Genomic DNA, 21472 nt, shown 5'->3' with positions numbered 1-21472 from the left:
CCAATCAGGTAATCACAGTTGGACGATCCATCCCGGTGCGTTCTGTGATCTCGGCGAGCTGATTGATGGCTTGGATCATCTCTCCTAAAGCAATCTGGGGATCTTGATCGAGGTCACCCGTGGTTGGGACGTAGCTTTCGAGATACACCCTCAATGTTGCTCCCTTGGTGCCGGTACCAGACAGGCGCAGTACCACTCGGCTTCCATCGTCGAGCAGGATGCGCAGCCCCTGCCCTTTGGTGACGGATTGGTCCACCGGATCGGTGTAGCTGAAGTTGTCAGCGGTACTGATGCTGCGGCCTGCAAAGGGCTGGCCGATGAGACTTGGAAGCATGGTTTCCAAGCGGTCATACAGCCCATGCGCTGCCTCGCTGGCAACGGCTTCGTAGTCATGGCGCGAGTAGTAGTGACGCCCGTAACGCTTCCAATGTTCGGCCATGATCTCGGCGACACTGCAGCGTCGCTTCGCCAAGATCTGAAGCCAAAACAGCACCGCCCAAAGCCCATCCTTTTCGCGCACGTGGTTGCTGCCTGTTCCGAAGCTTTCTTCACCGCAGAGCGTGATGTCGCCAGCATCCAGAAGGTTCCCGAAGAATTTCCAGCCGGTAGGAGTTTCAAAGCATTTGATCCCCAAGTCTTTGGCGACAACATCCACAGCAGCACTGGTGGGCATGGAGCGAGCCACGCCGGCCAGGCCTGAGGCGTAACCAGGGGCAAGGGTGGCGTTGGCCGTGAGGACGGCCAGGCTGTCGCTTGGGTTCACAAAGCAACGGTTGCCCAGAATCATGTTGCGGTCGCCATCGCCATCACACGCAGCACCAAATTGATAGGCATCACCTTCCATCAGAAGGTCGGCCAGTTCATGGGCGTAGGTGAGGTTGGGATCGGGATGCCCACCGCCAAAATCTTCCAAGGGAGTCCCATTGCGCACGCTGCCAGCCGGTGCGCCTAAGACCTCTTCCAGCAATGTTTTGGCATAGGGGCCTGTGACCGCATGCATGGCATCGAAGGCCAGCGGGAAGTCGTTGCGAATCAGAGCGCTGATGCTGTCGAAGTCAAACAACTGCTTCATCAACAACACGAAGTCATCAACGCCATCGATCACCTCGACCTGCATCTCCCCGATCGTGTGGTGCCCTGGGGACTGCAGGCTGATGGCTGGGGCGTCGACAATCGAATAGCCCTCAAGGGTTTTGCTGCAGTCGTAAACCGCATCGGTAAAGGACGCCGGAGTGGGGCCGCCGTTTGCTCCGTTCACCTTGACGCCGAAGTCACCATCAGGCCCACCGGGGTTGTGGCTGGCGGACAGGATGATCCCGCCGATGGCTTGACGTTGTCGAATCAGGTTTGAGGCAGCAGGTGTGGAGAGGATGCCACCTGTGGTGACGATCACTTTTTGCAAGCCATGGGCTGCACCCATGCGCAAGATCACATCGATGGCGCGGAGATTTCCATAGCGACCATCTCCACCGAGAACCAAGGTTCCGCCCTTCATGCCAGGGAGGGTACGGAAGGAAGCTTCGATGAAACTCTCTAAATAGTGGGGCTGTTCAAATTGTTGGCTGCTCTTACGAAGACCAGAGGTGCCTGGCTTTTGGTCGGTGAAAGGCGCCTCGAGTTGCACCTGCCGCTGGGTGGGTTCCGTCGGCATTGAAGGGGTCATGACGAGGCAGCATCGTTCCCCAAAACTTAAGCCTGAGCAGGGGCGTTGATGGCCCTAGATCAGGCCAGTTATCACAGCTGTTGATGAGCTTCAGGTTTGACCCGGTGGAGATCCTGCTGAAGGCGAATTATTGGGTTTGCTGGGCTTTGCCGGATCAGCACAGACCACGGTGAGCCGGCGTGCGGGGCTATCAATGCTGTCGCGGCGTTGATAGCTGTTGGTGGTGACTGGTTTTGCCTCTTGCAGTAGCTCCCAAACTGCGTCCTTGCAGGCTGTTGGGAGGCGAGGATGATCCATGAGTGGATTGGCAATCTCACGCGTGCGCGTACAAATGTCCGCCGTGTTTTCCCGTGAGCAGGTGTAGGCCAGCAGCTGCAGGGACCTCAATTCACTCTTGGTGGGAAAGGGAACGTATTTCAATTGTGCGCGGACAGCACAAGGCGCCAGGATCGCTAACCCAAGAAGGAGTGGCGAAAGTCGCACGGGCAGAAGGGACGTCATGTAGCCATTCTGGCCCCAGAATTAGTCAGTGGGCGCACGTTGGCACGTCGACTTTTGTGCATCATTTGTCTTGTTCGTTTACTTCCGCTCAGTGCCGCTCCCGCATTTTCTTGTCTGCCTTTTGAGCTTTCGGCGCATTCGAGCGGTGATCCCTAGCTCAGCACCGCGCCACATTCGATCCATCTCACGAGTGAAGTGTGCTGCTAGTTGTGGTGACTCAATGACCATCAGGGTTTCGTCGTTGGTGTGAGCGGCTGAGGGTGACCAGTTGAATGATCCTGTGATCACTGTTTTGTTGTCGATTACGGCGAACTTGTGATGCAGTTTGTCGCCGCGGGCGAGGCGTGGGGTGCCGATGCCCTTGAGTGGTTTGGGTAAGGGTTGATTGCCAGCCTCTAATTTGCAGAAGCGATCGGGCAGGGCAACGCCGAGAAGATCAAGCACTTCTGAAAAGGACCGGCTGGCAAATCCAGGATCGGCAAGCAGCCTCAGCTTCACTCCAGCGGATATCCGCTCTGCAAGTTTGTTGGTGAGTTGCTGTGCAGAGAAGACAAATAAGGCGAGGTCAATGGTCTTTTTTGCCCCTCCTAGCTGATCCTCAATCACATCAATTCCATGGCTTGAATATGTTTTTGCATGGGGCGGAAACATCACGCTGACATTCATGGAGCCCACCTTGACGGTCCGCAGACGCTGGGCAGTTTTATTGCGTCCAAAGCGACTGTTGTTGGAGCCGCCAGGTCCATCTCCCCACATCTGAGCAAACTCTTCTTTGAAAACAGTGGCCAGAGTTGGACTTTGAATGCTGATCAGATGATTCACATTGCCGCGAGTTTGTGTGGCTCCAGCATCACCATGCATGCCGGAATTGGTGAAGTTGGCGCTGCCAGTGATCACGCGTTCACCATCGATGACAACAAACTTGTGATGCATCAGGCCGCTGCCCTTGCTGCCGTCTTCTGTGTCATCAATCCAAGCAATCTGTCCTTGCTGAAGGATGAGTAGCGCATCGTGATTCCTTGCTTCTTCTGGACTCACAACACCGTTTTGATCTTGATCGGCTAGAGCGCTCAGGCGCTGGAGTCGCTGGCGTCCATGACTGCTGAGATCGAGCTCATGCTGCTTGCTCCAGGGAGTGCTGTAGTTGTTTTCTAAAATCACTTTCACGTTCACGCCTTGGCGTGAGGCGGCAACAAGACTCTCGGCGATGCGAGGCAGAGAAAGTTCTTGCACCGCGACCAAGATCTCTGTCTCGGCAGACTGGATCGCATTGATCAGCATCTGTTCGAGATTGTCTCCATTCCTCCATGCGCCACTTAGAGGACTGCGATAGCGACTGGCTGTGCGGTGGTTGAAACCCACTTCGATTCCCTTTGGCTCGGCCAGATCAACTGGCATCTGACCGAGCACAACTCCTGCTTGGCTGCAACTGCTCGCGAATAGGCCAACCAGCGCGGTCACAATCCAGCCCCGCAAAGGAAGCCTTGGTTGTGTTCGATTCACAGGGAAATAAGCGCTCCTCACCCTGAGGATTCCACCCTCAGTGCGGCATCTCAGAGGTCCGCAACATGGCGACAAACCAAAGAGTACTCAGAACAAGAGCAACGCCCACACCAGCGCCGATACTCACTTTTGCCATGGTGATCGGCACCAGGATTGGGAAGGCTATGGCGCCTGCCAGGGGAGTGATCGCAACAAACCAACGCAACATTGAGGAGTTCAGAATCAGAACCACTCAGCGCGAGCTTCGCTGGCGGGATTGCTGTTGTCTTCCGGAGTTACACGCTCAAAGTTGAGGGTGATGTTGCGCTTTTGTTCTCCGTCTGCCGCTGTGGCTTCGATGGCGTACACCTGCTCACCATCGCGGAATGGAACTTGGATGCGGAAGGTGCCATCGCTTGAAAGAGGTACATCTTCTTTGCCGATGGTGAGGCGTGCAGATGGATCTGTTGCGCCGTAAACAATCAGCTCAGCATCGGCAACGAGCCAGAACGAGCGCTGACGTGGAGCTACTCCACCGAGGCCAGATTCATTACGCCCGCTGGCCCATAGGCCAACTCCTGAATCATTGAGTCCACGCTGGTCAGAACCCATCGAATCGCTTTCATGAAGGATCTCCGAGCCAACGCGGCGACTGCGGAAGTGGGTCGTCGCGCTTTGGTAAAGACGTTCGTGCAGCTTGCTGTCGGTTGGTTCTGGATCAGCTCCCTGCTTGGTCATCGGCTGCATGGGAGCAGCAGTGGGTGTGGCTTCCAGGCTGAAAGGGACAAACTGATCAAGGATTTGATCGCTTGGGTGGAGAGCCGGGACCCTTGCCACAGAGGAGAACGCCAGCGAGATCCATTTGTTCTCTGACTTGTAGCCAAGTTCAACCCGGTAATCGCGGTCGCAAAGAGGAACAGGCAAATACCACTCAGTGCTGTGGCTATCAACAGGCACTTCCTGAAGGGTGTGAGGGTGGGATGAGCCGTTTGCGAGCCCGGTCACATCGGCGAGGCGCAGGCATAGGAAGGATGCTCCTTCTGATTGAGCTTGCCTTCGATCGCTATCGGATATTTCCCAAAAAACGTATGCCCACTGTGGGTCTCTCGGCAGGAAGACCACGCGGGTCGATGCCTCGCCCATGGAGGGCGCATGGAGCTCTGCCTCCATTGCCTTGAGATCGCCATCGCGACGATCTTGGCGCTCAGCGATAGCGCTTACAAGGGCCTCCTTGCTCTTCCGGCTGTAGAGGGTTACCCCCAAATCACTCGCCATTTGGCGAAGCTGACGCAGGGTCAGGCGGGCTAGAGATGAGAGGGCTTGCGTCACGGACAACCAACCGAGTTTCTTCGGGATCAGTTTGCAGCCAACTTCCATTTTTCTGACATCTTCCACTGCTGTGGTCAGCATCTTCTGACTCCAGACCAGGGGGCTTGAAGGCTTCAGTTGGCTGCTCCCACGAGCTGGACACACAAAAAAAGGGGGCCTGTTGGCCCCCTCGACTTTTGGCGTATTTTCTCGCGGTTCAGCGACCGATGCTGCGATAGGGAACCTTGGAGAGGTAATCCATGTCTGCAGTGCCACTGGGAGCGACACCACTCGTGTTGGCCAGACCACGGACCCAAGGAAGGTAGTCCTCTGGGAAACCGCCACGCTTGACTTTTGCTCTCTCTGGAATGGACTTCGCTTTGACAGCGTTTGTGTAGACAAACCGAGGGAACCCAAGGATTCCGCGGTAGTACTCGTCGTAACGAGGGCTTGTGATGTTGAAAGGTGTATCTCCCAGATCCCTTCCAGGAAGAACCCTGTTGCGTTGGTAGGGAACAGAGTCGTAGCCAAAGGCGTCGAGGTATTCCTCACTGTCGAGCAGCGCATCCACCATCCCGGTGACGCCTTTCGTCGCAATCAGGATGGACCAGGCGATCTCCTCTGATTGCCCGCTTGTTTTGCGACCCAGAAGCTTCTCTACGAGATGGCGGACCACCTTGTAGTTGCTGTTCATGCCATAAAAGCTTCTCTGGAAGGTGTCGGAGAGGCAAAGCCCACGAACAAAATCGCGGACAGTGATCTGACCGTCTCGCAGCTGGGATTCCAGATTCACGTCCCGATCTGACTGGAAGGCGTGGAAATAAATCTGCCTGTAGGCACCTTCAATCACGGTTTTCAGATTGTCGGCATCCATGGCGATGTCCATGGAATACGCCCGTGGCACCTCGTCGGATGCGACCCGCAGCGCCGCCACCCTTGAATTTTGGGTGATCGGTGCGTACTGCAGTAGAGGAATGGCCACGCAATCTTCATCATCCTTCGCCAGCGATCGTAGAAGAAGAGTCCGGTGCACCTCTTCTTCGCAGGTCAGCACTCACAGTCCGTAATAGTTGCTGCCGTGCGATCTCACCAGCCGAATGGGGCCGAAAGTGGTTCCAATGACTCATCCTTTGACCCTGCTGGCGCCTCTGTGATGTCCTCGGTTTCTTCGCTCAAACGCGTTTCCATGCAAAAGGATGCGTTGTTCGAAAGGCCTTCCACCGTGCTGGAGCGCAACCTCACATTTGGGCTGGTGAACCAGAAGCGTTCCCAGACGGTCATGGTTTCGTAGCTGGTGCAGAGGATGAGACCGTCCTGCTGATCCATTTGGAAGGTCGAGGTGGCCGGTGCTTTTTCGGCGTAGCCCAAATCGCGAAGCAGGGTGCCGCTGCGTCCGTCATCGCCATCTGGGATCAGGCCAAACACTGTTTCGCCGTCATGGGCATCGCCGTTCTGATCCCATGCCATCGAGGCGCTCCAGCGCACAAAGCTGCCTCCTGCAATGCTCCCCGGGGATTGGCCGTGTTGCTCAGCCAGTGTTTGCAGCCGTGGGTCATTCGGATCGAGATCTTCCACAACGATGAGAGATCCACCCGCTTCTGCTCGTCGGTGCAAGAGGTGATGAACGCTGCGTTGTGATCGCCAGCGACCGCAACTCTGTTGAAAGAAATGGACAGCGTTGGCAATGGCCGAGGTCATGAGGGGGATGACTCTTGTATTGGATGATCGCAGTCCGAGGGATGGTTGTGCGGTCCCTCGATCCTGGCTTTGGACGCCTTAGTGCTGGCTTCAATGAGTTCTCCCAGGTTGAGTTCCAAAGGAGAGAGGTCTTGTTGTCTGGCGAGGTTTTCTAGCTGCTGCGCGGCGGCAAGAAATTGGTGGAGCAGTAAGTCGCGGAATTGAGGCTCGTCAACCAATTGCGGCTGCTCCAAGAGCCATTGCTCGAGCTCGCTTCGGCCGGGAAGTGGACCTGAGTGTCGCGGATCTGCGATCACTTGAAAGCTGCGTAGACAGTGGGCTAGGAGGCGAAGGTGGTGACGATCGAGGTTGGGAAGCAACGTGGCTTCAATCTGCTCGGCATCAGCGCGAGATAGGGGGCCTGAACCGAAGAGCGGCCGTTCAGCCATGAATCAGTCCTGCTTAGGGGCGATGCTGAAACCACAGGAATGTCCTGATTCCAGGCGCCAATGCACCCGCTCCACAAGACAGTCCGGAAAGGTGTGCCTGATCAGCTGTAGCTCTTGATCACAGACCGCTGGATATTCCTCAGCAATTCTCTGCACTGAGCAGTGAAATTCACTGACGCACCAACCCGAACCACTTGGGGCTGGTTGCATGTCGCTGACGTAACCCTCTTTTAAGCGCAGATTCACAAGCGCCCGGACTCGCTCCTCGAGCGGTGCGTTCCCCAGCTCTTTGCGGTACAGAGTGGCTTTCTCTAGGGCTTGCTGACGGAGGAGATCGGCCATGACCTCAGGCGACAAGGTCGCTGCCATGGACTCAAGCAGACCTAATGCAAAGTTCTCGATGCCGTCGGGGAAGTGTTGGTGCCCTTTCGAGGTGAGTCTCCACAGGTTGGATGGACGTCCTGGGCCCGCTGTTGTGGGACTGGCCTCGACGAGTTCATCGTCTTCGAGGCTGCGCAGATGCCTGCGCATCGCTTGCACAGAAATTCCCAACGTCTCTGCCAATGAGGCCGCACTGGTTTCTCCCTGCCTGAGAAGCAAGGTGAGCGTGGTTTCGCGGGTAGGGGCCTGCGCTTGAGCTCCCATGGGTTGAAGCTATTGAACTCACGATGCCACGGGAAGGCCGCAACCGTCGTGTGAGTTCCCCAAGGCCTTCGCCTCGGTTCACGAATTATTGGAAGGAAGTCTGCTCAGCGGGTGTTCGCCCCTTCAGAATGGTGGGGTCTCCGGACGATGGATCTGTGCCTTAGTCTCGTAGAAACGAAACCTTTTTGTTTCGTATCTCGGTCTCGGTCTGTCCTTTGGCCGGAGTGTAATCAGACTTTCGTTCTGATTACGTCCTCTCCTTTCCCCCCTTGAGCCCAATGTCCGATGCGTCCGCTGGCAGCACAGAGCCGACAGCTGAAAGCCTTGAGGTCATTCGCAAATTTGCCGAAACGTACGCCCAACGAACCGGGACCTACTTTTGTAGCGACCCTGGCGTGACGGCTGTTGTCTTAAAGGGTCTTGCTAAACACAAAGACGATTTAGGTGGCGCGCTTTGCCCCTGTCGTCACTACGAAGACAAGCAAGCTGAGGTTTCTCAGGCGTTTTGGAACTGTCCTTGCGTGCCAATGCGAGAGCGCAATGATTGCCATTGCATGTTGTTTCTCACCGAGGACAATCCCTTCCGCGGTGAGGACCAGACGATCAGCACTGAAACGATTCACGCCACGGCAGGTTGAAGTCCATGACCAGCACCTCCACACGCGATCTAGTTAGTCAGCCGTACAAGTACGGATTTGTTACTGACATCGAAACCGAGAAGATCGCAAAAGGTCTTAGTGAGGAGGTAGTGCGACTGATTTCTTCTAAAAAGAATGAGCCGGAATTTCTCCTTGATTTTCGGCTTAAGGCTTATCGCCATTGGCTTAAGTTGCAAGAACCTGATTGGGCTTCACTGGGCTATAAAGCAATTGATTATCAAGATATTGTTTATTATGCTGCACCAAAGCAGCAAGAGAAAAAGCAAAGTCTCGATGAAGTTGATCCCAAGCTTCTTGAGACATTTGAAAAGCTGGGAATTCCTCTTAGCGAGCAAAAAAGGCTAAGCAATGTCGCTGTGGATGCTGTTTTTGACAGTGTCTCGATCGCAACCACTTACAAAGAAAAGTTGGCAGAACATGGAGTGGTGTTTTGCTCCTTTAGTGAGGCTGTAGTTGAGCATCCAGAGTTGATCGAGAAGTATCTCGGCTCGGTTGTTCCTAGTAATGATAATTATTTTGCGGCTTTAAACTCTGCTGTTTTTAGTGATGGATCATTTGTGTTCATCCCCAAAGGTGTGGAATGCCCGATGGAGCTTTCCACGTATTTTAGAATTAATTCCGGAGATACCGGACAATTCGAGCGCACGTTGATTGTTGCTGAAGAAGGAGCATCGGTGAGTTACTTGGAAGGTTGTACCGCGCCGATGTTTGATACAAATCAGCTTCATGCTGCTGTCGTGGAGTTGGTTGTTTTAGATGATGCTTCGATTAAATATTCTACGGTCCAAAATTGGTACGCTGGTGATGAAAATGGTGTTGGAGGTATTTATAATTTTGTGACCAAGCGCGGCCAGTGCCGAGGCGCACGCAGTCGGATTAGTTGGACGCAGGTCGAAACGGGTTCAGCCATTACTTGGAAATATCCAAGCTGTGTGTTGCAGGGTGCCGATTCAGTTGGTGAGTTTTATTCAGTGGCTCTCACGAATAATCGCCAGCAAGCTGATACCGGAACGAAAATGGTGCACGTAGGTCCACGCACCCGCTCCACAATTGTGAGCAAAGGAATCAGCGCTGGTCACTCAAGCAATAGTTATCGAGGTCTGGTTCAAGTTGGTCCGAATGCGAAGGGTGCTCGGAATTACAGCCAATGCGATTCGATGCTGATTGGAGATCAAGCTGCAGCGAACACCTACCCATACATCCGTTCTCAGCAGCCTCAAGCTGCGATCGAACATGAGGCCAGTACATGTCGCATGTCGGAAGACCAATTGTTTTATCTCCAAAGCCGTGGCATCGGCTTCGAAGAAGCCGTGTCGATGATGGTGAGCGGTTTCTGTCGGGATGTGTTTAATCAACTCCCCATGGAGTTTGCGGCTGAGGCCGACAAACTTCTTGCTCTCAAGCTTGAGGGTTCGGTGGGTTAATCCCAGCTCCAAACTTCTAAAACTCGTTTTTCTCTTCGTTTTCTTCTGACGTGATCCGTCCCGACGCCGAGCCGCTTCTCGAAATCAATGATCTGCATGCGTCCGTTGAGGACAAGCCGATCCTGAATGGGGTGAACCTGCAGGTGAAAGCCGGCGAGATTCATGCCGTGATGGGTCGTAATGGAAGCGGGAAGAGCACGTTGTCCAAGGTTTTGGCTGGTCACCCTGCCTATCGCGTGACGTCTGGGTCTGTGCGCTATCTAGGCCGTGACCTTCTTGAGTTGGAGCCCGAAGAGCGCTCTCGACTTGGAGTGTTCTTGGGATTCCAGTACCCGATTGAGATCCCTGGAGTGAGCAATCTCGAGTTTCTGCGGGTCTCTACGAATGCCCGGCGCGAGAAGCAAGGTAAGGAAGAATTCGACACGTTTGATTTCGACGATCACGTGCGTGACCGCTTGCAAGTGGTGCAAATGGACCCTGCCTTTCTTGAACGCAGCGTGAATGAGGGTTTCTCTGGTGGCGAGAAAAAGCGCAACGAGATTCTTCAGATGGCCCTCCTGGATCCCGTGGTCGCGATCCTCGACGAAACCGACTCTGGCCTTGATATTGATGCCTTGCGCATCGTTGCTGGAGGTGTGAATCAGTTGGCGAGTCCAGACAACTGCACGTTGCTGATCACCCACTATCAAAGGCTTTTAGATGAGATCACTCCGGATTACGTCCACGTGATGGGGGCTGGTCGCATCTTGCGAACCGGGGGGAGTGAATTGGCTGTTGAGTTGGAAAAAATTGGTTACGACTGGGTGGATCAGCAGCTCGCGGCCGAGGGGGTGGCCTAACGATGGCGATGCCTGAGGGTTGGTTGATACAGCTTCCTGCACCAGCAGGGACACTGGAGCCGGTTCAGCGCCGCGGACGCTTGGCTCTGTCAGAGCAGGGCTTTCCCAGTAGGAAGCAGGAGTCGTGGAGGCTTACTGATCTCACTCGCCTAGAGGCGCTGTTTCAGCTGTCGTTAGCGGATCAAAGAAGTCATCGCTCGAGTGCTGACAGCTGGCCGAGCGCTCCTGAGCAGGCCCTCAGACTTGTGATTGATGGCAGTCAGGATCCCTTGCAGGGTGTGACCTTGCCGGCAGGGATTTCGCTGCTTGAGGGCGCTGAGTTGCAGCAAGCCCTCGGCCATACCTTGTCCCGTTGTCGTTGCGCGTCGGATTGGTCGGTGGAGCTCAACCACGGAGTGAGTCAGCAGATTCTGGCGTTACGCATCCGTGGCAACGTTCCACCGATTGAGTTGGTCATGCTTGCGGCCGACGCCATGTTGGTCCCAACCAGGGTTTTGTTGCTGGTTGAGGAAAAAGCAGAGCTCGAGTTTCTCCAGGTTGTGAGTGCTCAGGGCCAGGCTGCCCATAGTCATCTCCTCGAAATTCATCTTGGCCAGGAATCCAAGGTGAACCACGGCTTGCTTGCCTTAGGCGACGGCCAAGAGGCACTGCTCGCCAACCTGGCTGTGGAGCAAGAATCGCGAAGTCACTACTCCCTGGTTTCGGTGTCTCAGGGCTGGTCGTTTGGGCGACTGGAGCCGAGGGTTGTGCAGGTGGATGGCCAAGCTTCCACTTCGATTCATGGCCTTTCCGTCACTGCTGTTGATCAGCAGTTTGCGGTCCATACCGCTGTGCGTTTTGAGGGCCCTGAAGGCACGCTGGATCAAGTGCAAAAAACGATTGCAGCTGATCGCTCTCACAGTATTTTTAATGGAGCGATTCAAGTGCCGAGGCCGGCGCAGCGCACCAACGCCTCCCAGCTCAGCAGGAGCTTGTTGCTCTCGGGACGCGCCCGTGTTGATGCCAAGCCCGAGTTAGAGATCGTGGCCGATGACGTTCGTTGCACCCACGGGGCCACTGTGAGTCAGCTCCAGGAGGATCAGCTGTTTTATCTGCGCAGCCGTGGCATTACGCAGTCCTCGGCAGCAGCCTTGCTGCTGCGTGGGTACTGCAAGGAAGTGCTGGATCGCTTGCCTCTCGATGCCTCGCAGCGCTGGTTGGGCGGCAGCTTGCAAGTGGGAGGGATGACGTCATGACAACACTTCCTCGTAACGCTGCCGTAACTCTTGCGGAACGAGTGCGTGCTGACTTCCCAATACTTAATCAGGTTTCGAGCTCTGGTCAGCCCCTGATTTATTTGGATCATGCGGCCACCAGTCAGAAGCCTCATGTGGTGCTCGACGCGATTCAGCATTACTACGCCTGCGACAACGCCAATGTGCATCGAGGTGCCCACCAGCTCAGCGCCCGTGCCACGGAGTCGTTTGAAGCGGCTCGTGCCACCACCGCTGGCTTGATCGGTGCATCGAGTTCAAAAGAGATTGTGTTCACGCGCAATGCCACGGAAGCCATCAATCTGGTGGCACGCAGTTGGGGTGATGCCCAGCTGAAGGCGGGTGATGAGGTGCTGCTCACCGTGATGGAGCACCACAGCAACTTGGTGCCTTGGCAGTTGCTCGCTGAGCGCACCGGTTGCGTACTCAGGCATGTGGGTGTGACCCCTGACGGCACCCTCGACCTCGCCGACTTGCGCGATCAGCTCTCAGAGAAAACGCGCTTGGTGAGCTTGGTCCATATCAGCAACACCCTGGGGTGCTGCAACCCGATCGAAGAGATTGCAGCCCTTGCCCATGCTGTAGGGGCCAAGGTTTTGGTGGATGCTTGCCAAAGCCTGGCTCACAAATCCATTGCCGTGCAAAGTCTCGGGGCTGATTTTCTTGTGGGCTCATCTCACAAGCTATGTGGCCCCACCGGAATGGGTTTTCTATGGGCTTCGCAAGAAACCTTGATGGCGATGCCACCCTTCCTCGGTGGTGGCGAGATGATTCAAGAGGTGTTCTTGGATCACAGCACCTGGGCGGAACTCCCCCACAAGTTTGAAGCGGGCACACCAGCCATTGGTGAAGCGATCGGCATGGGTGCTGCAATTACTTATTTGCAAACCCTTGGACTCGATGCGATTCAGGCCTGGGAGGCGGAGCTCACCACCCATCTGTTTGGCCGGCTTCAATCGATTAACGGTTTGCGCATTCTTGGTCCCACGCCTGAGCAGCAGCCTGATCGAGGAGCCCTTGCCACATTTGTGGTGGAGGGTGTTCATGCCAATGACATCGCGGCGATGCTTGATCTCTCCGGTGTTTGTATTCGCAGTGGTCACCATTGCTGCCAACCGCTGCATCGGCTGTATGGCGTGACCGGATCAGCTCGCGCGAGCCTCAGTTTTTGTACAACTCACGCTGAGATTGATCGTTTCGCTGATGAGCTCGTCAGTGTGATCGACTTTTTTCGTGAGCATGGCTAGGTCCGTTCGCTGTTAGCGCTTGGAACAGTCCACTTTGTTTTTGGTTGTCCTGGGTGGTCGCACCGACCGCAGTTTGATCGAGCTTCACGATGTGCGCTTTGTGGCGGGCCGCTGCATCGAGGACACCTATCCCGAACTTCGGCGTCAGTGGTTTGGTCGCCGTCGCGGGTTGCATCTCGATAGCTACATGGCCGTGCATTGCATTGACGGTTGGCGCGTCACCCTTGAGCTGGAGCCTCCCTCAGAGACGCAGCGCCTGTGGTTCGTCAACCTTGGGGGTTATCAACCCGATTCGCTTGCGGAATTGCATCGCTTTGGACTTGTGGTGGCCCCGTCGCTGCAAGCCGCCAAAGCAGCAGCGAAGAAGCGCTGGTTGCTGGATGCGCTTCAGCAGCACAAGGACGATCTCAGTGCTGTGGATGATTGCTTGGCGATTGAACAGTTGTCATTAACAGGGAGCAACAGTATTTACGTGCATCTTCATCGCCAGCTCGATGGTGAAAGTCAGCAGCAGGTGCCTGACTGGTTTGGATATCGACCGATTTGAGTCGCAAACGTGAGTGGTAAAACAATTGTTCCGGAGAACTGGCGCGTTTCGACCATGAACATTGAGGGCCAAGCCTGGCGGACGATTTGGCTTGAAGCCGATCAGCGCTCCGTAGGTGTGATCGATCAAACCCTGTTGCCCCATCGCCTGATCACCCGAAGGCTGACGCGTTGTGATCAGGCGGCAGATGCGATCCGCACCATGGTGGTGCGTGGTGCGCCATTAATCGGTGTGACCGGCGCCTATGGCCTAATGCTCGCCCTTCAAGACGACGCCAGCGATGCGGGCTTGGCCCAAGCCTTTGATCAGCTCAATGCAAGTCGACCTACAGCCGTGAACCTGCGTTGGGCTTTGGAACGGGTGCGGGATTTGGTGCAACCTTTGCCGGAAGCGGAGCGAGCGGCTGCGGCTCGGCGGGAGGCGGCGCTGATTGCTGATCAAGATGTGGCGATGTGCGAGGCGATTGGGGAGCATGGCCTCGATCTCTTCCGGTCGCTGGCCGAGCAGCGACCCAGCGCAAGGCAGAACGAGCCCTTTCAGGTGCTCACCCACTGCAATGCGGGTTGGTTGGCGACCGTTGATTGGGGAACGGCATTGGCACCGATTTATAAGGCCCATCGCGCTGGGTTGAGCATTCATGTTTGGGTGGATGAGACCCGGCCGCGCAATCAAGGGGCATCGCTTACGGCCTATGAGTTGGCGCGTGAGGGGGTGCCGCACACCGTGATTGTGGATAACGCAGGTGGTCACTTGATGCAGCATGGCCAAGTGGATGCTGTGATCGTTGGGACGGATCGCACCACGCGCTGCGGCGATGTGTGCAACAAAGTTGGCACCTACCTCAAGGCCCTGGCGGCTCACGACAACAACGTGCCCTTTTATGTCGCCCTGCCGACGTCCACCATCGATTGGCGCCTTGCAGATGGGGTGGCAGAAATTCCGATTGAGGCGCGTTCCGCTGAGGAAGTGACCGCCATTCAGGGGCGGGTGATCGCTGGGGAGTCTGCTGGTGAAATCGTGAGCGTGCAGCTCACGCCTGATGGTTGTGCCGGGTTTAATCCGGCCTTCGACGTCACCCCAGCTCGGCTTGTGACCGCTCTGATCACCGACCGTGGTGTGGCGACTGCCAGTGAAGTTGGACTGAAGGAGCTCTACAACCGTGGCTGATTCCGGGATCGCGATGAACGATCGGGCGTTGCGCTGTGAGCTCGTGGGCGTGGCCCGTGCCATGAACAGCAGCGGCTTGAATCAGGGCACATCCGGCAACCTGTCGTTGCGGATTGAGGGGGGATTGTTGGTGACCCCGAGCTCTTTGGCCTACGACCAGATGGAGCCGGAGGATCTGGTAGCAATTGATTTTTGCGGCCAACCTTTGCCAAGCGGGCTCCCTGGCCATGACCGCAGACCCTCTTCTGAGTGGCGATTGCATGCCGATGTCTTCGCTGATCGGCCCGATGCCATGGCGGTGTTGCATTGCCATCCCATTCATGCAACCGCTCTGGCCTGCCATGACCGGGGGATTCCACCGTTCCACTACATGACAGCGGTGGCTGGTGGTGACGACATTCGCTGTGCTCCCTATGCCACCTTCGGCACCGCTGAACTGTCGGCCCATACGGTGCAGGCATTGCAGGAGCGGCAGGCCTGTTTGCTGGCTCACCATGGATTGGTCAGTTTGGGACGGGATCTGGATCAGGCGCTGAAGATTGCCATTGAGGTGGAGACGCTGGCACAGATGTATTTGCAAGCTCTGCAGCTTGGGGAGCCGCCGCTGTTGTCGTCATCACAAATGGAAGAGGTGCATCGCCAGTTCCGTGGGTTGGGATATGGCCAAGCCTCTAACAATTGAGGTGTTGGCGGAAAAAGCGCTCTGTTGCCTCCAGAACGGCTACCTGCACGCTGCTATCTCGGAAGCCATGACCTTCCTCAGGGAACGTGTGCACTTCCACTGGGATGGCATTGCGGCGTAAAGCATCGGCCATGCGTTCGGTTTGCTGTGGCAGGACGACCTTGTCTTTGAGGCCCTGGAAAAAGATCACAGGACAGCGGATCTGTTGTGCATGGCGCAGCGGCGATCGCTGCTCATAAAGATCCCGCTCCTGCGGCCAGGGGCCGATCAGTCCATCGAGATAGCGGGCTTCAAAACGATGGGTCTCTGTGGCTAAAGCGCTGGGATCGCTCACGGCATAGCGGCAGGCACCAGCGCGGAACACATTGGTGAAGCAGAGGCAGGCCAGCGTGGTGAAGCCACCGGCGCTTCCCCCTTCGATGGCGATGCGGTTCGGATCGGCATGCTTCGCAGCAATCAACGTTTTGGCTGCTGCTGCGCAATCGTTGACATCCACCACGCCCCAACCCCCCTGCAGCCGCTCGCGGTAGGTCCGGCCAAATCCTGTGGACCCCCCGTAATTCACATCCACCACTCCCCAGCCCCGGGAGGTCCAGAACTGAATCGCGAGGCTGAGGCCGCGGCGGGCCATCGACGAAGGGCCGCTGTGACTCTTCACCAGCAGGGGGGATGACGCATCTGCTCCCCCGATTGGGGGGTAATACCAGGCATGGGTGCGTTGCCCGCCAGACCCGTCGAACCACAAGGGTTGCCCCACGCTGATCTCGTTGACCTCCATGGCTGCGGCGGCGGCTGGAGTGTGTTGCCAGGTCCCTAAGCCCAAGTTGAGCTCCAGAAGCCCTTGGCCTGTGGTGCTGTTGCTCGTGATCGCAACAGCCCTGCCATTCGATGCGTTCAAATCGGCGAGATCGTTGAAGGGTTGGTCCACCCTCTCTGCCGAGCCGTCGAGCCCAAGCCGTTGCAACTGCCATTCCCCTTGATCGCAGACGGCCGCTAACAGCTTGTCCCCATCCCAAGCAGTGGTACTCATCCCAAACACCCACTGGGGCATGGCCGTCTCCTTGGCCATCGGCCAGAGACGTTGCCAGTGGCTGCTTAAGTTCTCTGCGCTGGGATGGCGCATCAGATTCCACCAGCCGCTGCTGTCCTCTGCCACGACGAGGCTTCCATCCGGCAGCCATTGGGGCTGAAACACTGAGATCCCCTGAGGCTGTGATGGTTCACCGCCGGCGATCACGTGGCAATCCTCCAGTGCTCCAGAGGTCGTAAGCCGCGCCAGAACGAGCTGGGAGCAATCCCAGGGCATAGAGGGTTGCTGCCATTCCACCCAAGCAAGCTGGGCTCCATCTGAGCTGAGGGCGAGATAGCCCGCGAAATCAGCCGGCTGATGCATAACAACAGGGGTTTGATGGCCTTGATCGAGGGCCACGCTCACCAAGCGATCACAACCGGCTTCCTCGATGACGCCCAACCATCGAGAGCGGGCATGGTCGATCACGCCGCCCCCCAGCGCGCTGTCGCTGGGGGAGGTGAGCCTCTGGGGGCTGGCTATGGCTTGCAGCGATTGGGCGTTAGCCCCATTCAGTCCTGTCCAGGCTTGGAACCAGAGGCAACAGTCATCGTCATCGACCCAAACCAGCTGGAGTGTTCCTTCCGTGAGGGTCGCCGTCAGCGGCGCTCCCCCGTAGTCGTGCACTCTGCTGCGCAAATTGATCGGTGCTGGCGTGAGTTCCAGGGGTGTGCTGTCTGTTTCCCCCCAGCGGCGGATTAATGCTGTGGTGCGGCCTTTCTCGTGGGGTCGCTGCTCGAGCCAGAGCACCCAATCCCCAAGCAGTTGCGGGGCTCGCAGCACCGGAGTGCGTCCGAGGGCGGTCGTGGCGGGCAGGGGCTGTTGCAGAGGCATGTCGAACGGATCCAGCAGAGATCAGGTCTGCCTAAGATCAGCACAACATCAAGGTAGGAGGGGTTGTGGCTAGGAGCTTCGCCCAGTTGGCACGATCGGCTGAGAAAAGCAGCTCCTCAATTGCCGTGCCTAAGGAGCCTTTAGAGAGTGCTCCTCTCAATATTCATACCCTTGGCGACGACGCATTACGGGGTGATGCTCGCCGGATTGGCAAGGTTGACGAGCGCGTGCGCGACTTGGCTCGCGACATGTTGCGCAGCATGTATACCGCCCATGGCATCGGCTTAGCGGCACCTCAGGTTGGGGTGCATCAGCAATTGCTGGTGATCGACCTCGACCTTGAGACACCAAGCACCCCACCTCTTGTGCTGATTAATCCTGAAATCACAACCTGCAGCGCATCGGTTGATACTTACGAGGAGGGCTGCCTAAGCATCCCAGGGGTCTATCTCGATGTGGTCCGTCCGACGGCCATTCAATTGAGTTTCAGGGATGAGATGGGGCGACCCCGCACCATGAAGGCTGACGGTCTGATGGCGCGTTGCATTCAGCATGAGATGGACCATCTCCGCGGGGTGCTGTTTGTGGATCGTGTGACCGATTCCAGTGGCCTTAATAAGGAGCTCATGGACCATGGCTTCCTTGCAGCGGACGTGCGCCCCATGACGCCTTAAACCGATGCCGATGAAACCCCTTTCTGGACTGTTCCTGGCCCTCGCCTGTGTGCTCGGAATCGCTGCCACAGGCTGTGTTTTCGAATTGGCCTACGGAGATCCTGATCTGGGCGTTAATCCAACGCGATGGATCCTTGGTTTCAGTCTTCCGGCGACGCTTGGGTCACTTTTGGTCGCGATTCGTCTCAACAAACCGGCCTGAGGGAACGTGCTCGGACCCAAAGGGACTAATACGATCCCTTTAACGATCGGATTTGATTGATGGGCCGTCCTTGGAACGCTGCTGTTGCTTTTGCTGTGTTTACGGCCGCTGTGGCCTCAGGTCTGCCGCAAGTAGCGAAAGCTCAAGGCTCTGTCTTCACTGCTGCAGACGTCGACGAAAGCCAATTCGTGATGGTGTCGGCCCCAATCGGTAAGAGTGCACGCTCTCAGCTGAACATTTATGAGCAGCGGACCAGTGCCCGACCTTGTTTTGCTGTGTCAGGAGCTTCCCCTGCAGTGGTTGATCCCCTGTTGGCCAGTTTTGACTTCACCGGAATCTGTAACCGCTACATCGATGGCAATGGTTATTCCTTGCGCATTGGAGGCGATGACCTTGGAACGCATTATCGACTCTCCGTGGTCAAAAGTGGTGCCGATATCGAGCTCTTGGCCGTCCCGACGCGTGATGCCTACCGCCCCACCATGGTGGTGGCTCGCTCAGGAGGGCCTGGAAACGGTTTCCTCAAGCTGAATCTTGAACCAGGCTGGAAGCTTATGAGGCGTCAATACGGCAAGCGCACGCTGGGACATCTTTATGTCTATCGGGATGGCATGCCTGGATCGCCCGACGCTCTTTGAGAGATTTGCCGATCGCTTGCTACATTACTTAGCTGGAAATCCTTGCTTGTTGAATGACTCAGGTCACGGTTGGAGAAAACGAAGGCATCGAATCTGCCTTGCGTCGCTTTAAGCGTCAGGTCTCCAAGGCCGGGATCTTTGCGGATCTCAAGCGTCTCCGCCATCACGAGACTCCAATCGAGAAGTACAAGCGCAAAGCGCAGCAGCGTCGTCGTCGTCGTTGATCAGGCTGCACTTTCAGCTTTAGACCGCCGTGTCCAGTCGAAATATCGAAGGATCGGTATTTCGACTGGTTCTTTTTTTTGAGTGCCTAACGAGACTAGAAGCATCTCGAATGTGACTCACCATGGCATTCATGTTTAATTCGCTTCGCGAATGGTTTGCAGAAACCCTGTCTCATGCTTTTGGTAATCCAAGTGAGGAAAAGAGGACTGTTCCCCCTCCGATTGGATTCCAGCCCTACAAAGATATTCCTCAGCATGGATCGCGTTAAGCGGCGATCGGCTCAAGCATTCGCTCTGGGCGGGTGGTCATAGCTGCGGAAGCAGATCGCTTCTGCCAGCTGTTGTTCGCCCACCTTGGGTACAGCTTCTAAGTCGGCAATGGTTCGGGCAACGCGCAGAAGCCTCAAGCTGCTGCGCATGCTCAGCTGCCGTTTCGCCACCACCTGCTCCCAGAATTGAAAGGCTCGTTCTTCAACCTGGCCGTAGCGCCCGAGCTCCAGCGCGCTGAGTTGGCTGTTGAGTTGGCCGCCAGGGTTGCGTTGACACATTTGGAGTCGCGCAGCCTGGATGGCTTCAGGGGAGAAGCTGGCTTCCGTTTGAGTCTCTGTTGGAGGATCCGTTGTTTTGAAGCACTGGCGTAGTTGGCCTGTCGGCACAGGTTCGAGGCGGCATTGAAGATCGAGGCGATCTAAAAATGGACCGGATAAACGGTTCCAGTAGCGCTGTCGTTGAAGTTCCGAACAACGGCAGCGGTTGGAAGGATCACCATGCCAGCCGCAAGGGCAGGGATTGGTGGCAGCCACCAGGGTCACCCTGCAGGGGAATGAGCAGCGCAAACGGGCTCGGCTGATCCAGAGAACCCCCTCCTCAAGAGGCTGACGCAACTGATCGAGGATGGATCTCGGAAACTCAGTTAGCTCATCGAGAAACAGCACGCCTCCGTGGGCCAGGCTCAATTCACCGGGGCGAGGGTTGATGCCTCCGCCGAGAAGTCCCGCTGCCGTGATGCTGTGATGCGGTGCACGGAACGGTCGTTGTTGAATCAGGCTTGTCACGCTGCCGAGCGTGCCAGCAATGGATTGAAGCCGGGTGAGCTCTAGAGCCTCTGAGTCGCTCAATGGCGGAAGAATCTTGGGGAGCTGGCGCGCCAACATCGTTTTGCCACAGCCAGGAGGCCCCACCATCAGGAGGTGATGCCCGCCTGCGGCAGCAATCGCCAGTGCCTTTCGGGCGAAATGCTGAATCTTGAGGGGTGCTGCCGATAGAGGGGCTGATGCGCTGCAAGGACTAGTTGTCCTTGCAGGTTCGTCCCTTTTGGATGGAGCAAAACAGTTGTGCTCGATGCCATGTCGTAACTGCTCAACGAGTTGCCCAAGCGTTTGGGCGCTCACGATGGGGAGTCCGGCCACCAGAGCCGCTTCTGCCGCATTGGCGGATGGCACCACAAACGCCTTGGCTTGCTGGATCTTCGCTTGGCAGGCCATCGCCAGAATGCCGCGGCATGGCCTCAAGCTTCCATCCAGGCCCAGTTCTCCGGCGCAGCACAGCCCCTCTAGCTTTTGGGGATCAAGCTGCCCGCTGGCGACGAGCAAGGCCAGCGCGATCGGGAGATCGAAGGCGGGCCCCTCCTTGCGTCGATCCGCTGGTGCCAGATTGACGATGACCCGAACGAGGGGCCCGCGAAAGCCGCTGTTGCGCAGCGCTGCCCGAACGCGTTCGCGCGATTCTTGAATGGCAGCATCTGGAAGTCCCACAAGCTGCAAGCCGGGTAGCCCTGGGGCTAGATCCACTTCCACCGTGACGGGAAGCGCCTCCATTCCTTGAATGGATGCACTTGAGCAGCGTGCCAGCATTGGATGGTTGCGGGGTAAGCATCTGATGCCCCACCCGTCTCATCCACTGTTTTGCCCAGGGTTGTGACCATGGCTGGTGACACGATTTTTGCCCGCATCTTGCGTGGAGAGATTCCCTGCGATGAGGTGTACAGCGATGACAGCTGTTTGGCATTCCGTGACGTTGCTCCGGCCGCTCCTGTCCATGTGCTGGTGATTCCACGCAAACCACTAGAGAGCTTGCGCGAAGCGGAGATAGCGGATGAGGAGCTGCTTGGGCATCTGTTGGTGGTGGCTGCGAAGGTTGCTAAGCAAGAAGGATTAAGGGATTGGCGAACGGTGATTAACAGCGGAGAGGGTGCAGGTCAGACCGTGTTCCACCTGCACGTCCATGTGATTGGTGGGCGTTCCCTGGATTGGCCTCCCGGATGAAGGTTTGGCTTGTGAGAATGGGGT

At 56.6% G+C, this 21472-nt stretch carries 24 protein-coding genes; 13 read left to right on the top strand and 11 right to left on the bottom strand.

From position 1 onward, the window contains the following. Positions 1-4: 4 nt before the first annotated feature. The 9 genes from SynPROS91_RS10370 to sufR form a co-directional block, all read right to left on the bottom strand. Positions 5-1663, bottom strand: coding sequence for an alpha-D-glucose phosphate-specific phosphoglucomutase (locus SynPROS91_RS10370; protein WP_186516576.1), 1659 nt, complete (start codon positions 1661-1663; stop codon positions 5-7). A gap of 90 nt (positions 1664-1753) precedes the next feature. Beyond that, positions 1754-2164 carry a hypothetical protein gene (locus SynPROS91_RS10365; RefSeq protein ID WP_186516574.1) on the bottom strand — a complete coding sequence of 137 codons (411 nt, stop codon included), beginning with the start codon at positions 2162-2164 and terminating at the stop codon, positions 1754-1756. Between the two features lie 78 nt (positions 2165-2242). Then, positions 2243-3667: a phosphatidylserine/phosphatidylglycerophosphate/cardiolipin synthase family protein gene (locus SynPROS91_RS10360; protein ID WP_186516572.1), complete on the bottom strand. Its 1425-nt coding sequence runs from the start codon at positions 3665-3667 to the stop codon at positions 2243-2245. 37 nt (positions 3668-3704) lie between these two features. Continuing rightward, positions 3705-3899 (bottom strand): hypothetical protein, encoded by a 195-nt coding sequence (locus SynPROS91_RS10355; protein WP_186519834.1) that lies wholly within the window; start codon positions 3897-3899, stop codon positions 3705-3707. Then, the gene (locus SynPROS91_RS10350) at positions 3890-4975 is read right to left on the bottom strand and encodes a DUF4912 domain-containing protein (RefSeq protein WP_186519711.1); all 1086 of its coding nucleotides are present in this window, start codon (positions 4973-4975) and stop codon (positions 3890-3892) included. The genes SynPROS91_RS10355 and SynPROS91_RS10350 overlap by 10 nt, the downstream gene beginning before the upstream one ends. A gap of 196 nt (positions 4976-5171) precedes the next feature. Further along, positions 5172-5936, bottom strand: coding sequence for a phycobilisome rod-core linker polypeptide (locus tag SynPROS91_RS10345; RefSeq protein WP_186516570.1), 765 nt, complete (start codon positions 5934-5936; stop codon positions 5172-5174). Positions 5937-6040: 104 nt separating this feature from the next. Beyond that, on the bottom strand, positions 6041-6652 hold the full coding sequence (locus SynPROS91_RS10340) for a phycobiliprotein lyase (protein ID WP_186516568.1): 612 nt from the start codon (positions 6650-6652) through the stop codon (positions 6041-6043). After that, on the bottom strand, positions 6649-7080 hold the full coding sequence (locus SynPROS91_RS10335; RefSeq protein ID WP_186516567.1) for a hypothetical protein: 432 nt from the start codon (positions 7078-7080) through the stop codon (positions 6649-6651). Before SynPROS91_RS10335 ends, SynPROS91_RS10340 begins: the two co-directional genes overlap by 4 nt. A gap of 3 nt (positions 7081-7083) precedes the next feature. Next, positions 7084-7725, bottom strand: a complete 642-nt coding sequence (gene sufR, locus SynPROS91_RS10330; protein ID WP_186516565.1) for an iron-sulfur cluster biosynthesis transcriptional regulator SufR — start codon at positions 7723-7725, stop codon at positions 7084-7086. A gap of 278 nt (positions 7726-8003) precedes the next feature. Between sufR and SynPROS91_RS10325 the strand changes: the two genes are divergently transcribed. Genes SynPROS91_RS10325 through SynPROS91_RS10290 form a run of 8 tightly spaced genes read left to right on the top strand, consistent with a single transcriptional unit; the run spans position 8004 to position 15543 of the window. Continuing rightward, positions 8004-8363 carry a ferredoxin-thioredoxin reductase catalytic domain-containing protein gene (locus tag SynPROS91_RS10325; RefSeq protein WP_186516563.1) on the top strand — a complete coding sequence of 120 codons (360 nt, stop codon included), beginning with the start codon at positions 8004-8006 and terminating at the stop codon, positions 8361-8363. Between the two features lie 5 nt (positions 8364-8368). Then, complete coding sequence (gene sufB, locus SynPROS91_RS10320; protein ID WP_186516561.1) at positions 8369-9808, top strand: Fe-S cluster assembly protein SufB; 1440 nt, start codon at positions 8369-8371, stop codon at positions 9806-9808. Positions 9809-9858: 50 nt separating this feature from the next. Next, positions 9859-10647, top strand: a complete 789-nt coding sequence (gene sufC, locus SynPROS91_RS10315; RefSeq protein ID WP_186516559.1) for a Fe-S cluster assembly ATPase SufC — start codon at positions 9859-9861, stop codon at positions 10645-10647. 2 nt (positions 10648-10649) lie between these two features. Then, on the top strand, positions 10650-11882 hold the full coding sequence (gene sufD / locus SynPROS91_RS10310; protein ID WP_186516558.1) for a Fe-S cluster assembly protein SufD: 1233 nt from the start codon (positions 10650-10652) through the stop codon (positions 11880-11882). After that, positions 11879-13147 carry a SufS family cysteine desulfurase gene (locus tag SynPROS91_RS10305; RefSeq protein WP_186516557.1) on the top strand — a complete coding sequence of 423 codons (1269 nt, stop codon included), beginning with the start codon at positions 11879-11881 and terminating at the stop codon, positions 13145-13147. The genes sufD and SynPROS91_RS10305 overlap by 4 nt, the downstream gene beginning before the upstream one ends. A 19-nt stretch (positions 13148-13166) precedes the next feature. Next, complete coding sequence (locus SynPROS91_RS10300) at positions 13167-13694, top strand: DUF1543 domain-containing protein (protein WP_186516556.1); 528 nt, start codon at positions 13167-13169, stop codon at positions 13692-13694. A 54-nt stretch (positions 13695-13748) separates the two neighbouring features. Beyond that, positions 13749-14861 carry an S-methyl-5-thioribose-1-phosphate isomerase gene (gene mtnA, locus SynPROS91_RS10295; RefSeq protein ID WP_186519710.1) on the top strand — a complete coding sequence of 371 codons (1113 nt, stop codon included), beginning with the start codon at positions 13749-13751 and terminating at the stop codon, positions 14859-14861. A gap of 13 nt (positions 14862-14874) precedes the next feature. Next, positions 14875-15543 (top strand): class II aldolase/adducin family protein, encoded by a 669-nt coding sequence (locus SynPROS91_RS10290; RefSeq protein WP_186519709.1) that lies wholly within the window; start codon positions 14875-14877, stop codon positions 15541-15543. Here the strand turns inward: SynPROS91_RS10290 and SynPROS91_RS10285 are convergent. Continuing rightward, complete coding sequence (locus SynPROS91_RS10285) at positions 15533-17446, bottom strand: prolyl oligopeptidase family serine peptidase (protein ID WP_186516555.1); 1914 nt, start codon at positions 17444-17446, stop codon at positions 15533-15535. The two genes, SynPROS91_RS10290 and SynPROS91_RS10285, sit on opposite strands and share 11 nt — an antisense overlap. 65 nt (positions 17447-17511) lie before the next feature. Between SynPROS91_RS10285 and def the strand changes: the two genes are divergently transcribed. The 4 genes from def to rpsU are packed head-to-tail and all read left to right on the top strand — an operon-like array spanning position 17512 to position 19184. Beyond that, positions 17512-18120, top strand: coding sequence for a peptide deformylase (gene def / locus SynPROS91_RS10280; protein ID WP_186516554.1), 609 nt, complete (start codon positions 17512-17514; stop codon positions 18118-18120). 4 nt (positions 18121-18124) lie between these two features. Further along, the gene (locus SynPROS91_RS10275; protein ID WP_186516553.1) at positions 18125-18322 is read left to right on the top strand and encodes a hypothetical protein; all 198 of its coding nucleotides are present in this window, start codon (positions 18125-18127) and stop codon (positions 18320-18322) included. A 59-nt stretch (positions 18323-18381) separates the two neighbouring features. Beyond that, the gene (locus tag SynPROS91_RS10270; RefSeq protein WP_186516552.1) at positions 18382-18960 is read left to right on the top strand and encodes a DUF3747 domain-containing protein; all 579 of its coding nucleotides are present in this window, start codon (positions 18382-18384) and stop codon (positions 18958-18960) included. Between the two features lie 53 nt (positions 18961-19013). Next, a complete protein-coding gene (gene rpsU, locus SynPROS91_RS10265) occupies positions 19014-19184 on the top strand; it encodes a 30S ribosomal protein S21 (protein WP_006043142.1) in 171 nt (56 codons plus the stop codon). 281 nt (positions 19185-19465) lie between these two features. Here the strand turns inward: rpsU and SynPROS91_RS10260 are convergent, their stop codons facing one another. Continuing rightward, entirely contained in the window at positions 19466-21037 is a 1572-nt protein-coding gene (locus SynPROS91_RS10260; RefSeq protein ID WP_186516550.1) for a YifB family Mg chelatase-like AAA ATPase, read from the bottom strand. Between the two features lie 69 nt (positions 21038-21106). Between SynPROS91_RS10260 and SynPROS91_RS10255 the strand changes: the two genes are divergently transcribed. Further along, positions 21107-21448, top strand: a complete 342-nt coding sequence (locus tag SynPROS91_RS10255; RefSeq protein WP_186519708.1) for a histidine triad nucleotide-binding protein — start codon at positions 21107-21109, stop codon at positions 21446-21448. The last annotated feature ends 24 nt before the right edge of the window (positions 21449-21472 follow it).

Source organism: Synechococcus sp. PROS-9-1, from assembly GCF_014279775.1.
Classification (GTDB): domain Bacteria; phylum Cyanobacteriota; class Cyanobacteriia; order PCC-6307; family Cyanobiaceae; genus Synechococcus_C.
This window is presented reverse-complemented; position numbering and strand designations above follow the sequence as displayed.